Source organism: Legionella gresilensis (assembly GCF_900639865.1).
Classification (GTDB): Bacteria; Pseudomonadota; Gammaproteobacteria; order Legionellales; family Legionellaceae; genus Legionella_C; species Legionella_C gresilensis.
Genome location: NZ_CAAAHX010000002.1, coordinates 273,873 through 287,850, shown reverse-complemented (window position 1 = coordinate 287,850; position 13,978 = coordinate 273,873). Strand labels below are relative to the sequence as shown.

The following is a 13,978-nucleotide window of genomic DNA, read 5'->3' as shown; positions in this document are numbered from 1 at the left end:
GCAATAAATAGTAGACTAGGCAGCACAATTTCTCTCCTTTTAAATAAAATTTAGTAATCATTACTTTTAAAGAATATGGTAATAGTATATACAAATATTGCTACCTACGAAGTCTAATTTATCTTTTTAAGTTAGATTTATCAAATTAAAATCCCTAAGTATAATAAAAATCTGCTTAGCAACGGCTTCTGGACATTCCATAGGTAACATATGAGTACCAGCCATTTCATAACATTGTACATTATATTTTTTTTTCATATAGCGCAGATCTAACCTATCAATTACATTACTTTTATCACCATAAATTAATGCTGTAGGAACTGTTAATAATCCTTCATAACGCGGTAAATCATGAGGAACAGTGCGAAAAATAAGGTACTCAATAAACCGCTTAAAACGTAACCTATACCCTTTTTCAGTTTTTCTAAAGCCAAAGTCAATATAATCTTGTAAACAAGCATCACTAAATGTTTTAAATAAGGGGCGGCTTCTTAAATAACTTATTAACTCTTCTTTATTTTCCCAGGCGAATTGCCGCTTTTTAGCTCGAAAGGCTGGTGTTATTTTATCAATGAGACCTAGTAACTTAGCAAGACCAACGATGGTTGATTTAAAACGGCTTAAGAGCGGTGAATCAATCATAATAACCGCTTTAAACAAACCAGGCATTTTTATAGCAGCTAATAACGTTAGTACACCACCTAAAGAATGCCCTACTCCAATAACTGGCGGAGAACATTGAAGTTGAATAGTATCCACAAGTTCATCAACTAAATAATCCCAGTTTTCTGTCACAGGAAATTTAGAATTATGGCCAATTTTTTCAATGTAACAACAATCATAATTTTCTTCTAACGCAAGTAGTAGCTGGCGATAACAAGCCGAGGGGAAGCCATTTCCATGTGCAAAAAAAATGGTGTCTTTCACACATTCACCAGCTTTGTACTATCTCGTTTTAAAGAAAGAACCGCGTAGCAAAAATAAAAAGCTAAAATAGCAACTAAAGCTAAACCAAAACCGCTAAACAGCCAGTTAAGGGCAAGAAGAATCATAAAAGAAACAATATGAGGTGTTGCTGCAACATTTAATAATCGTACTGCTTGCCTATACGTAATAGAATATCTAAAAATTGCTAATGCTATCACTTGTCCTAGTAAAGCAAGTACTAACAAAATTACTAAATACATAAAAAATAAAGAAGCTACAATAGTTGGATAAATAATTATTTGCGAAAATAATTTAAGTTTATGAACCCCCGAAGAATTTAGCCATTGTGCTCCGTCAAAGTACTGGTTCATATTTTTATCAAACGGTATTTTATTAATCTTTATATCGACATTATTAAGCCCTTGCGATTCAGGTATCCGATAGAATAAACCATCTTTCACAATTAAGATGGCTAAGTCAGGATACTTACTGTCTATTTGCTTAATAGTTCCCGAGGTATCAACAGCAGCTATAACCTTATTTTCCTTGTTTTTAACTAAATAAGGCATAGGTTTATCAAGAGTTACCTCACCATTTTGAATATAAAATGGCGGTAAATTTTTTATAGGTAATATAATTTGCTGCTCAAAATAATTATTAAAATTTAAAATTATACGTACCGCGACAGGCAAACTGGTAATCACAAATAGTAATAATAGGTAAATTATCGCAAAACCTTTCCAGCGTCTTCCAACATCGATATACAAACGATTACTAAAAAATGACAAATATAATGCTTGAAAATAATCGTAATGCGGCTTATCAATGTCACGTAATGGCGTTTGTGCATCAGTCATGCCACCCTCCTATACGTAATCCAGTGTGTTGCTGGAACAAATTTGCCTTACGAACAATCGGCTTAATTCTAATTATCTCTTCAGTAATTATAGTTTCGGCAGAAGTTTTAATTGTGAAACGCTGCTCATTTATTATACTTTGAGCATGAATTAATTTATCAGATCCCATATTATCAATAAAAGATACTTTTACTTCTATTGTATCATCTTTAGACTCTGAAGAAATATGTAAATGTTCAGGTCGAATCCCGATGAGCACTCTTTCCTGATCTGTTCTTGTCAGGTTATCATTTGGCCAGGGAAGATCTATGCCGAGATTAGTCTGTATTTTTCGTTGCTTAAGATTTACCGTACCCGGTAAAAAGTTAACAGGGTACAGTCCTACAAATTCTGCCACAAAAACAGAGGCAGGTTGCTGATATAATAATTGTGGTGAGCCAAATTGTTCAATTTTCCCATTATTTAGTACCAGTACGCGAGCCGCCATCGTCATAGCTTCAATTTGATCATGGGTCACATAAAGACAAGTTGTATTAAGTTCTTGATGTAATTTTTTTATTTCATGACGCATCTCAGCGCGTAATTTTGTATCTAAATTAGATAACGGCTCATCAAATAAAAACACAGCGGGTGACCGTACTATCGCTCGTCCCATAGCAACTCGTTGTCGTTGCCCACCTGATAATGCATGCGGTTTACGCTGAAGAAAACTTGATAATTGCAATAAGTCAGCCACCTCACTAACACGTTTTCGAATGGCCTCTTTTTTCATGCCACGTAGTTTTAATCCGTAAGCCATATTGTCATAAACCGTCATATGCGGATACAGTGCATAATTCTGAAATACCATCGCCATATCTCGTCTATGCGGTGGTATTGAATTAACACATTCATTATTAATTAAAATACGGCCTTCGGTTACTTGGTCAAGGCCTGCTACTAATCTCAATAACGTTGACTTTCCACATCCTGAAGGCCCAATAACAGCTACAAATTCTCCCTTATCAATTGTTAGATTGATTTTATTAAGGATGGTTTGTTGTCCATACCGCTTGTAAACATCTATAAGATCTACCGTAGCCATTAGTGCATTAACCCCTTTTCAAACCAACGTTGCATGATGATTACAACAATACATGGTGGTAACATCGCCAATAAAGCAACACACATAATATAATGCCATTGAGGAATTTGGTCAGCGACCCCAGCAAGATAACGAATTCCCATAACAATTGTTGCCATATTTGTCTCTGTAGTCATGACTAAGGGCCATAAATATTGGTTCCAGCCATAAATAAAGAGAATAATAAATAATGCAGCTATTTGGGGTCGAGAAATAGGTAAAAGAATATCTCGAAAAAAACGCCAGGGGCCTGCGCCATCTAATTTAGCTGCATCAACTAATTCGCTTGGGATGGTTTTAAAGAATTGCCGAAAAAGAAAAGTAGCTGTTGCTGATACCATTAATGGAAAGGTTAAACCACTAAAAGTATTTAGCCATTGAAATGAGGCTACAACTTGAAATGTAGGCACGATTCTTACTTCAACCGGGAGCATCATTGTTGAAAAAACAAGCATAAATAAAAGCTTTTTTCCTGGCATATGGAAATAAATTAAAGCGTAAGCACTGCAAAGGGCTAAAATAATTTTTCCTACCGCAATTAATAATGCCATTACTAGACTATTTATCAAAAGGTGCCATACAGGTTGCCCCCCAGTCGTGGCCATTCCCTGAGTGAGCACTGTTTTTAGATTTTGCCAAAGTAATGGCCCTGGCCAGATTGGTATCGGCGCCTGCATCATTGCACTACCTGAATGACTTGCTGCAACGATAGCTAAATAAACAGGTATAAATAATAAAACAACAAAACTTATCAATAACAGATGATTAAAGAATTTATTTATTAGTTTCATGCGTAGTGAACCCTTTTTTCCAAATAACGGAATTGGATATAGGTTAGGCTAATAACAATTAGCATTAATAAAATTGACTGCGCTGCTGAACTACCAGGATCCATACCAACAAATCCATCTTGGTAAACTTTATATATTAATGTCCTTGTACTATTTTCAGGCCCCCCTTTTGTTAATACATCAATTATTCCAAAGGTATCGAAAAAAGCATAAATAAAATTCATCACTAATAAAAAGAAGGTTGTAGGTGATAATAAAGGAAAAATAATTTGCCAAAATCGACGCCAGCTTGTTGCACCATCAAGAGTAGCTGCATCAATTAAAGAACTAGGGATAGCTTGTAAAGCTGCAAATAAGAATAAAAAATTGTAACTAAGTTGCTGCCAGCTAGCAGTGAGAATAACAACGAATAAAGCCTGCTTTGGATAAATTAAGTAATTAAAATCATAATTAAAATATTGTAAAACGGTAGTAAGCCAGCCCATAGTAGGCTGACAAAGGAATCGCCATAAAATAGCCGCTATTGCTGGTGCTACTGCATAGGGCCAAATAAAAAGAGATTTATAAAATTTTTGGCTCTTTTGTCGTTTGTGAATAAGCGTAGCTAACCACAATCCGAGGGTTAATGTAACAAAAGTAATAGCAAAAGCGAGTATAAGTGTTACAGTAATTGCTTGTAAAAAAGCAGGATCTGCTGCCAAATCGAGGAAATTACTAAAGCCTGCAAAGCGGCTGTTAATACCAAAAGCATCACTAAACAGAAAAGCTTGTATCAAGGCATTAACGGCTGGCCAGATAAAAAATATTAAAGTTAATAAGATCTGTGGAACAACAAAAAGAACTATTAATTTTTTTGAAGGTTTATATTTTGCCATCAGTCATGCTGTTGCTAAGACGAATGAAAAGTATATACCGTACTAGAGGGCTTTTGCGAGATGCTTGATAAGTGATTTAAGAAAACAGCTATTTTAAAAAATAAATTATAAGCAAAAAGTCCAATTTATATAAATAGTGTAATTTACTTAGCCTTTCTTTCTTGCTAACAGAAACATTTTGTAATTACAGTTACCTTTTAAATCTGTTTTTGTTTAATATTCTTTAACTCATTAATTTTATATTTTATATAAAATGAAAATGCCCCTTATTACGCCGCTTAAAATTCCTAAGCTTATGGAGATCGCAGCTGAGTTACCTTTACAAGGTACACTTGCTATGTCTACTAATAAGCTGGTTTATTTAAATATTGATAATGATTATATTTATCGGCTTTATCCTTTATTAGATATCCCTTTTATTACAGAACCTAATTACTTTAATTCAGGCGGAATAGGTGCGCATATAAGTATAATATATCCAGAAGAATATGAGTCTTCAATTATTAATGAATTAGGAAATCGCTATCATTTTAATATACAAAATTTTGTTAGCGCTCAATTTGAACATAAAATTTATTATGTTTTGTTAATCGAATCAACTAGCTTATTACAATTACGACGACAATATAAATTGCCTGATTATCTTAATTTTAAGGGTTATAAAATAACTTTTCATATTACTGTAGCAAAAAGTGTGCAACCAACCTCATGAATTCTATCTATTTACTTCTCTAATCTAACAGCATAAATTTAGCTACCCTTATGACTTATTTTTAGATAGGTAAAGATGAATTCATCTGAATTAACTGATAAATTAGCTTCCTTAAGTACTACGCACTTTTGTGATGCGTTCTCCTTTATTCGTATTTTTGATAATAATATTCATAGGTTTTCTGGTTCTTTTGCATAGGCCGGAAGAGTATTTACCGTAATATCGGATGGCGATCTAATACCCGTCATGCAAGCTATAGAACTAGCTAGTGGAGATGTGTTGGTTATTACATTAGAAACTAAGCGGGCTTTAACTGGAGAAATATTTTCGACAGCAGCACAAAAAAAAGCATTGCCAGTATTTTAATAAATGGTTATTGCCAAGATATCAATGCAATTCGTAATCTCTCTATTCCATTTTACGCTAAAGGGATTTATCCAGCAGCTAGTACAAAAAATGAGCTAGGCAAACTGAATTGACCTATTATTTTTGACAATATTCCTATTGTTCCAGAGGATATTATTTTTGGTGTTGATGGCGGATTAATTGCAATAAGTGGAAATGAATTTTCTGAACTGCTCCCCATTGCCACAGAAATTAAAAAGAAAGAGCTTTATGCACTTGAATTACCAGCAAGGTAAAAAATTGAGTGAGATTTTCAATCTAACTTACCATATTAATAATCTTAAGTAACAGAAAATAAGTACTTTAAAAATGGCTATGTTAAATAAAATAAAACCTCATGAATCCATGAGCCACTCTATGAAGCTTCTTTTTATTATTAACTTGCATAGTTATTAATTTAAGAATGAGACATAATTATAATTATCAGTTGAATTTATAATGATTAAATTTGAAGTTTCATCCCTGGTAATTAGGTAATCTTATTATAAGCAAGGAATAAGGTGTGTGGATTAAAGAATTGTATCTTTTAATGCCAATCCGAGAAAACGCTCCAGAAGCGAAGCTCTATGTACGTATCGTTGCTGAAAATAAAGATAGTTTTAATTCTAAGCCTTACATTTTTATGTTACCTGGTGGCCCTGGCGCTAACCATTCTCATTATAAAGCTTATGAATGTTTAAATAGTATAGGTAATGTCGTTTTTTTTGACCCACGAGGATGTGGATTGAGTGATAAGGATATACCCACAACTTATAGTATGGATAATTATATAAAAGATTTAGAAGAGATTCGCAAACAACTTAATTTGGAACAAATTATTCTTTTAGGTAAGTCGTATGGTGCGATGTGTGCGCTAGGTTACGCATTGGAAAATTCTCAATATATTGCAAAACTTATCTTAGCAGCAGGCTCTCCAAGCTATAAAAATCTTGATGATGCAGAGGCGTATATTAAAACTTTTGGCTCTAAAGAGCAGCAATTAATTTGTGAAAAATTATGGTCAGGTACTTTCACCAGTAATGAAGAGGTTAATGATTACTTTGATAAAATGGATACAGTATACTCATGGAAGAAAAGACATAATCTTCCAGCCCAATCTTCTCATGCTGATTACCCTTTCGCACATGAACCTCTGAATCAAGGTTTTCGTGGTTTTTTACGTACTTTTAATTATGAAGATCGTTTATCAGAAGTAGCCTGCCCTACTCTTATTTTAGTAGGCGAAGAAGATTGGATTACCAATAAAAAACATTCTATTGTTATGGCAAATAAAATTCCTAATAGTAAGCTTATTATTTTGAAAAACGCAGATCATTCTATGGAGCTAGATGCCCCCGAAGTATTTTTTAAGAATATTGAATTTTTTTTAGCAACAATCTAGATAAGATTCCTTTTCAGTTTTTTCAATCTAAAGCACCTCTTGATCGACTTTCTTTCGACACTTATAAAAATTGATAAAAACCATGATACATCATTAAACCTCTTTCCAGACAGTCAATAATGAGACAAAGTCGAAAATAGGATCAATCTTATAAAAAGGATTTAGGGATTGAAAACCTATTAAAACAGGATTTAACAAATTAACTATATTTAATCTAAAGTTAAAACCTTCTCATCAGAGCAATTGACCATAGTTAATTTGGCGATGCGCCATCTGCCATAGATGCTTTACTCATATCTTCCGCAAGTGCATCAATACCGGTAGAAGCACTAGGCGCCGAAAAGGCATATCGATTTGTTGATGTTTTTTGAGGACCTTCATTTAAGTTCTTTGTTTCAGAGCTGTCACTTTCAACTGAATCCTTTGTTGCAGAGCCGTCACTTTCAGCTAAATTCTTTACTATCTCATCCGTTGTAAAACTAAGTCCCCGTCCTTTTGATTTAAGCATTACAGGCGATCCTGGATAAGTCACCTCATGATGTTTTGCATATTTTTGAATTTCATCTTTAGCATCTAAAACTACTGCATCTGTAGCACTTTCAAGAGTTACATTGATTTGAGTTCTATTATAAAATTTGTTTTGCTTAAAAACTTCGTGGATAGTACTATCTAAGAGACATTCAGGGAAATGTGAGCCATCAAATCCTAAGTTAACATCGCCTTGATATTGAATTTCCTTTATTTCTGGATAATTTTGATCATCTGCTATTTCCTTAGATATTTCCTGAAATTTGTCTTTTAATTCTCTATAAACTATTTCTTTCCTTGTGCCCATATCCATTGCGCTATCTAATTCAATTGTAAATTCAGAATAATGACTATTCTTTCCACCAAGAGCAAACCGTATTTTGCTTTGGTTCATTTCAAATTGATTATGTACACCCTTTATTATTAATGTTTGTGTTTTTGGATTTACCCCATAGATTATTTTAATAACGTTTGGCATGATTAACCTCTTATAATGCTCAATAATTTACATTTTTTGCTTCACATAATTCTGTTAGATCAAAAGATTTACGATTTGTTAATTAAATATATCAAATTATTATTAATAAACTATTAAGGGGCTCTATAAATAGACTAAGTAATTGCAAACTATGTAACTTTCTATTCTATCGACAATATGCTATGACTCAAAAATATCCATCTCATTAAAAGACGCAATTAAAAGGCTAATTCTGATGCGTTAAACACGCCCAATGGACCTAGGCGACTGAATTTAAATAAATTATATTATGAAATATCGTCACTTTAAGCTAAACGGATGGCTGAAATGTATTATTATTTTTACTAGAAAGTAAGACTTGCTTAACCTTATATGGTGTATGATCTGTGATAAGGAAATAAGCGTTTGGCTTGTCTTTAACAAAATCAGTATGAATAGCCATAATAGGATTAACCAAGGCAATATTTTGCAAAATTTTATCTCCTTCTCTATCTCCATCTAAATAGGCAATAAGATTTGAAGGATAAGCGTAAATATTTCTTATGCCGTGATAATCTAAAATATTTTTAACTTTAAACATGACCTGCTCATCAGCCCAAGACTGTCCAAGCACTGTTACATTACTAATAATTTGTTTGATCCGGGTAAATTCAAAGGTATGAAATATTTTTTCTAGGTATTCAAATTCATTATCCGTAAAACGAGGTCTATTACAACGTGTACCGACGACATAATCTTTTAGCTCATTAAGAAAATCCGTTTCATTATAAGATTGGCTCATTACTGCTCGCGCTTTACGCCAAAATTCCACAACCTGTCTGCTATTATCAATAATAATTAATTTCGGCTTACCTTTACTCAATTGACAAGCTATCTCTAAAGAACGCATACCAGAAACTGCAATTAAGGCAACATCTTCATTCGCCTCATGTTGGGGTAATTTATCTATAATAGGATCATTGCCTTTGATCATAACTTTATAATCCTCTAAATCTTGCTTAGGGATTTGCTTAATATTGTAGGCTTTCTTGGCTAAACCTTTTCTAAAGAATGATTGTATTTTAATCGCTGCTTGGGTTTCTTTTTTACTATACATAAAGAAAATACCATACAAATAAACAGTTAATTGACGATTATAATTTTACTTGATTCTACTTAAGGAAATATTAAAAATCGGATTTTATCTTAGTTATCTTTAGCCTGTTTGCTTACTATCAGACCATAAGAGCTATAACTTAAGTAAATAGATATTAATTAGAACTAACTTAATAACGCATTGTTATATTAAACGATTATTTTGTTCTTGAGGCATATACTCTGTATCAACTTTTACAAGCTTTTTATCAAACATTAATAGTTGATATTTTCCCTGTACTCTACTTTCCTTTGCAATAAATAAATTATTTTCCTTTTTACTAATAAATTTATTTACTTCTTTTACATTAAATTTAAAAGGTTTACAAAAGTGTAAATATGGATTTAGATAATTACTTTCCATTTGCTTAGACTGCTCTAAAAACTGAAATAACCGCTCAAACCCAGGTATGTAATTTTTCTTTTCACATTCACTCAATATTGCATCTAATAAAATAGGTGAGGAAAGATGATAAGGCGTATTAGGATTAAATACTTTATGCTTACTTTTCCCATGCGTAATCATTGATACTTCATAATCCCAATATTGCAGTAAATAACGGCTAAGAAATGAGATATTTATTTTATTATCATCTATAAATTTTAAAATGACTTGAGAAACACTTTTATCTTGAATTTTAAGGTATAAATCACAAAGACCTATGGCAAAAGAAGGATAATCTTTTCGATCACCTTCCCAATCAATAGTTCGTCCTTCTTTGATTAGACAAGTGCTAGATAAAATATCTTTTATTTGATTAAGCTCGTTATCATCACCAAAAAATTCTATTTCTAAATTAGTTACGTTTCTGATAATAAATTTTAGTGTCATAAATCCCTTCTATTTTAATAATTCCAATTACTTGACAAATTCATATATTATTTTATAACCAATTAGCTTTTATTCGAGCTTCGGTGGAATTTCGCCAGAATTAGTTGCCGCCTTTCGTTGTTTCTTTAATGTTCTTTCTAAAAGTTGAGTATAAATGGGTGGGTTATTGGCTAATTGGACAATTGTTGTTGATGTAAGGCAGGTAACCATCAAAGGCAAAATTAAAGAGTAATTCTGTGTCATTTCTACAATTAGAACAATACCCGTTATAGGCGCTCTTACGGCAGCAGAAAAAAGTGCCCCCATCCCTGCTACCGCAAACATGCCTGGATGAACACTTGTTGCCAACATTAAATGATCTAAAATTTGAAAACAAGCTAAACCTATTATAGTGCCTAATGCCAATAGAGGCGCAAAAACCCCACCCGGAACACCTGTTGCATAAGAAAACATCGTACCTATAAAACGCCAGATAATTAAACCAATTAAAACATAAAGGCTAGGAAACAAATGTAGGGATTTTTCAATAATTTCATAGCCACCACCAACCAGAGGTGCATAATAATAGGCTAACAAGCCAACCACTGCACCAAATATCGCTGTAAAAATATAATGAAAAGAAGTTGATAATTGATCGATCAAACTTAAGCTAGACATTAAAACAATATTAAATAAAAAACCAACTAACCCAATTACAATTCCCAATATAAAAAATAAAACTAAGGAAGATAAACTCGGTGTTGCAAACACACTCATAGGAATTGCAGGTGCAGAGCCAAGGATTAAACGCAATGTAATAGTTGCAGCAATACAACAAATCGCTACCATTTTAAAATTTGTAAAACTAAAATTGAATTGATTCCGCATTTCCTCAATAACAAACAATACCCCTGCCAATGGCGCATTAAATGCTGTTGCTAAGCCTGCCGCCGAGCCTGCAGCAACTAAAGTATCCCTTCTGTCTTGTGGAACATGGAGTACCTCACCTAACATATCACCTAAATTACCGCCCATTTGAATCGTTGGACCTTCACGTCCTACTAGTAATTTAGAACTAATTGCCATAACGCCACCAATAAATTTTACAGGTATTAATCGCCGCCAATAAATGGGCCTTTCATGCACCAATGCCCCTTCTATTTCCTGAATACCGCTACCCGATGCTTCTGGCGCAAAACGTTTAACTAAAAATAACGCGAATAATACGAGTACCATTGATATAAATGCTGACACTAATTGAGGTGATAAATGTAGGCGTTCAGCAAAATGAATGATATTAATAATAGAATTATTGGTATGAGCAATTACTATTTGAAATAGAGCGCCTATAATACCAACTAAAATTCCTAAAAGAATTGAAATAGCATAAGCAGGCAAGATTCTATTATTCATTTTTTATCATCTTCATTAAATTATTAATTATTCGCATCCCAGCTTGTTTCGATAATGACAAAATTGTTTCTGGATGAAACTGCACTGCATAAATAGGCAGATTTTTATGAGATACGCCCATAATTATACCATCTTCACTATATGCAATTACGTTTAATTCTTTGGGCAAATTTTCTTTACGCGCGTAGAGAGAATGATAACGCCCTGCCGTAAAAGAAGGATTTAACCCTGATAGTAAACCTTTTTGCTCTGTTACAATGATTTCGGAAGGCTTACCATGCACAGGATAAGGTAAAATATCAAGCTCTCCACCAAAATATTCAACAATACCTTGTAGCCCTAAGCATACCCCAAATAAAGGTTTATTTAACTCAATAACCGCTGCAATAGTATCCATTAGATTAAAATCAGCGGGCTTTCCAGGGCCGGGCGAAAGAACAACCAAATCATAATCATTTTCTTTTAAATAAGAAATAGCGTAATTACTACGAATAGTTTGAACTTCCGCGCCAGTTTGTCTTAAATAATTTCCTAAAGTATGAACAAATGAATCCTGATGATCAATGAGTAATACTTTTTTACCTATACCAGGCTTGTCATTAACAGTATCTATTTCTTTTTTCTGCTTGTTACGCAATAAATCCAGAAAAGCAGAAGCTTTAAGGCGAGTTTCTTCCTCTTCAGCTTCCGGAATAGAATCGTATAAAAGGGTAGCGCCAACTCGAATTTCAGCTATCCCTTCTTTAATTCGTAATGTTCTTAAAGTTAAACCAGTATTTAAATTACCATCAAAACCAAACCAGCCTACAGCACCAGCATACCAGCGACGCGGTGACTTTTCATGCTTTTCAATAAAATTCATTGCCCACAATTTAGGTGCGCCCGTGACTGTCACAACCCACATGTGAGTTAAAAAAGCATCGACTGCATCAAATTTTTCACGCAAGATCCCTTCAACATGATCAACAGTATGAATTAAGCGGGAGTACATCTCAATTTGTCGCCGACCTAAGACCTTAACGCTTCCGGCTTCACAAATCCTTGACTTATCATTGCGATCAACATCTGTACACATAGTTAATTCAGAACATTCCTTTTCTGATTCTAAAAGCTCTTGGATATTTTTAGCATCTTCAATAGCATCTGCCCCTCGTCTTATCGTACCTGAAATTGGGCAAGTTTCTATGCGACGTCCTGTTACCCTTACATACATCTCTGGTGAAGCACCCACAAGGTATTCATCATCACCTAAATTAATAAGAAAACCATAAGGTGAAGGGTTATTAGCGCGTATGCGACTAAAAACGGCAGACGGTCTATCATGACAGGGTGCATAAAAGATCTGGCTTGGAACGACTTCAAAAAGATCACCACAAGCAAACCGTTGTTTAGCTATTTCAACAGTTTGTGCATATTCACCCGGTTTATGATCGCCCACTATGGTAGGCTTGAATTTAGGTTCATACAATTTGTATTGCCCATCACGAGTCAAAGATTGAGTTGAACGCCCTTGAAATTGAAAATCGTAACGGCGAACAAAAGCTTCTTCCTTACGATGGTTAACAACGTAAATCTCATCAGGTAAATAAAGAACCATATCACGCTGATTAAGCTCCCTTTCCTTTTGCTTTTCCAATGCCTCAAATTGAAAAATTAAGTCATAGCCGAATGCACCATATAAGCCTAAATAAGGTTCGTCTGGTAATTTAAAAAATGCTATTAATTCACGAATTAAGGTAAATACTGAAGGTTGTAGACTACGTTCTTCTTCACTAAAAATCCTATTTTGGTGCTTAACTTTTAGATAACAAGTTGATTTTGAATAAGATTCAATTACAATCGAATCTGAAGATTGGAGGTGAGTATGAATAATTACTAATAATTCTTCACCACGTTGATTTAACGCTTGAAAATAAATTTCTTGCCCACTTAATATAAGCGCTAAGGGCGGATTAACAAAACCGATATCCCAACAGGTATAGCGCCCCGGATATTCAAAACTTGAAGCAAATAACGCACCACGCTGCGAATCTAATTTTTCTAACAACGGCTCTATGGCATTATCATATGTTAATGGCTGCTGTTCGTATTCGACATGCACACCACCTAGCGTTTTATTTTGTACTAACACTATAATATACCTCTTAAAATAAGCGTTAGAGCTTTAATCTATATATAGATTAACTTAATTAGAAAGGATACCTCTAAATTTTAAGGTATACTTTCTGCTTTTACCAGGAGACCTCATGACTGTTGATGTTGATGATTTAAATAACGTTGCTCGCTTAGCTTATCTTGAAGCAGAAACCCAAGAAATAGAAAAACTTGCTTTAGAAGTCAATGCCATTATTGATTTTGTGCAACAGCTACAGAGTATCAACACCAAGGAAGTAACCCCTCTCTTTCACCCTTTAAACTTAAATCAATCCTTACGTGAAGATGAAATCACAGAGGAAAATTGTAGCAAGGAATTAGCAAGTATTGCACCTAATTTTGATAAAGAGTGCTATTTAGTGCCTAAATTTATTGATGCAGGGCAATAA

At 33.7% G+C, this 13,978-nt stretch carries 15 protein-coding genes; 5 read left to right on the top strand and 10 right to left on the bottom strand.

Annotated features, from left to right (window positions below; all coding sequences use genetic code 11):
• Positions 1 to 126: 126 nt before the first annotated feature.
• From E1P04_RS03110 to E1P04_RS03090, 5 genes are read right to left on the bottom strand one after another with little or no spacing between them, the layout of a single operon-like run.
• Complete coding sequence (locus E1P04_RS03110) at positions 127 to 927, bottom strand: alpha/beta fold hydrolase (protein ID WP_131781458.1); 801 nt, start codon at positions 925 to 927, stop codon at positions 127 to 129.
• The gene (locus E1P04_RS03105; RefSeq protein ID WP_131781457.1) at positions 924 to 1,784 is read right to left on the bottom strand and encodes a DUF1189 family protein; all 861 of its coding nucleotides are present in this window, start codon (positions 1,782 to 1,784) and stop codon (positions 924 to 926) included. The genes E1P04_RS03110 and E1P04_RS03105 overlap by 4 nt, the downstream gene beginning before the upstream one ends.
• Positions 1,777 to 2,868: an ABC transporter ATP-binding protein gene (locus E1P04_RS03100; RefSeq protein ID WP_131781456.1), complete on the bottom strand. Its 1,092-nt coding sequence runs from the start codon at positions 2,866 to 2,868 to the stop codon at positions 1,777 to 1,779. The genes E1P04_RS03105 and E1P04_RS03100 overlap by 8 nt, the downstream gene beginning before the upstream one ends.
• The gene (ugpE, locus tag E1P04_RS03095) at positions 2,868 to 3,698 is read right to left on the bottom strand and encodes a sn-glycerol-3-phosphate ABC transporter permease UgpE (RefSeq protein WP_131781455.1); all 831 of its coding nucleotides are present in this window, start codon (positions 3,696 to 3,698) and stop codon (positions 2,868 to 2,870) included. Before ugpE ends, E1P04_RS03100 begins: the two co-directional genes overlap by 1 nt.
• Complete coding sequence (locus E1P04_RS03090; protein ID WP_131781454.1) at positions 3,695 to 4,573, bottom strand: ABC transporter permease subunit; 879 nt, start codon at positions 4,571 to 4,573, stop codon at positions 3,695 to 3,697. The genes ugpE and E1P04_RS03090 overlap by 4 nt, the downstream gene beginning before the upstream one ends.
• A 253-nt stretch (positions 4,574 to 4,826) precedes the next feature.
• Here E1P04_RS03090 and E1P04_RS03085 point away from each other — a divergent pair, with 253 nt between their 5' ends.
• The 4 genes from E1P04_RS03085 (at position 4,827) to E1P04_RS03075 (ending at position 7,071) form a co-directional block, all read left to right on the top strand.
• Positions 4,827 to 5,285, top strand: a complete 459-nt coding sequence (locus E1P04_RS03085; protein WP_131781453.1) for a hypothetical protein — start codon at positions 4,827 to 4,829, stop codon at positions 5,283 to 5,285.
• A gap of 75 nt (positions 5,286 to 5,360) precedes the next feature.
• Positions 5,361 to 5,483, top strand: a complete 123-nt coding sequence (locus E1P04_RS18205) for a hypothetical protein (RefSeq protein WP_282433091.1) — start codon at positions 5,361 to 5,363, stop codon at positions 5,481 to 5,483.
• Between the two features lie 125 nt (positions 5,484 to 5,608).
• Positions 5,609 to 5,764, top strand: a complete 156-nt coding sequence (locus E1P04_RS18340) for an RraA family protein (protein ID WP_131781561.1) — start codon at positions 5,609 to 5,611, stop codon at positions 5,762 to 5,764.
• Between the two features lie 428 nt (positions 5,765 to 6,192).
• Complete coding sequence (locus E1P04_RS03075) at positions 6,193 to 7,071, top strand: alpha/beta fold hydrolase (protein WP_131781452.1); 879 nt, start codon at positions 6,193 to 6,195, stop codon at positions 7,069 to 7,071.
• 253 nt (positions 7,072 to 7,324) lie between these two features.
• On the opposite strand, the gene E1P04_RS03070 is transcribed toward E1P04_RS03075, so the two are convergent.
• From E1P04_RS03070 to E1P04_RS03050, 5 genes are all read right to left on the bottom strand, one after another.
• The gene (locus E1P04_RS03070; RefSeq protein WP_131781451.1) at positions 7,325 to 8,077 is read right to left on the bottom strand and encodes a hypothetical protein; all 753 of its coding nucleotides are present in this window, start codon (positions 8,075 to 8,077) and stop codon (positions 7,325 to 7,327) included.
• 310 nt (positions 8,078 to 8,387) lie between these two features.
• Positions 8,388 to 9,173 carry a hypothetical protein gene (locus tag E1P04_RS03065; protein WP_131781450.1) on the bottom strand — a complete coding sequence of 262 codons (786 nt, stop codon included), beginning with the start codon at positions 9,171 to 9,173 and terminating at the stop codon, positions 8,388 to 8,390.
• A gap of 183 nt (positions 9,174 to 9,356) precedes the next feature.
• Entirely contained in the window at positions 9,357 to 10,043 is a 687-nt protein-coding gene (locus E1P04_RS03060; RefSeq protein WP_131781449.1) for a hypothetical protein, read from the bottom strand.
• A 69-nt stretch (positions 10,044 to 10,112) separates the two neighbouring features.
• Positions 10,113 to 11,435 (bottom strand): H(+)/Cl(-) exchange transporter ClcA, encoded by a 1,323-nt coding sequence (clcA, locus tag E1P04_RS03055; RefSeq protein ID WP_131781448.1) that lies wholly within the window; start codon positions 11,433 to 11,435, stop codon positions 10,113 to 10,115.
• Positions 11,428 to 13,566: an anthranilate synthase component I gene (locus E1P04_RS03050; protein WP_131781447.1), complete on the bottom strand. Its 2,139-nt coding sequence runs from the start codon at positions 13,564 to 13,566 to the stop codon at positions 11,428 to 11,430. The genes clcA and E1P04_RS03050 overlap by 8 nt, the downstream gene beginning before the upstream one ends.
• A gap of 115 nt (positions 13,567 to 13,681) precedes the next feature.
• Between E1P04_RS03050 and gatC the strand changes: the two genes are divergently transcribed.
• Positions 13,682 to 13,978, top strand: coding sequence for an Asp-tRNA(Asn)/Glu-tRNA(Gln) amidotransferase subunit GatC (gatC, locus tag E1P04_RS03045; protein ID WP_131781446.1), 297 nt, complete (start codon positions 13,682 to 13,684; stop codon positions 13,976 to 13,978).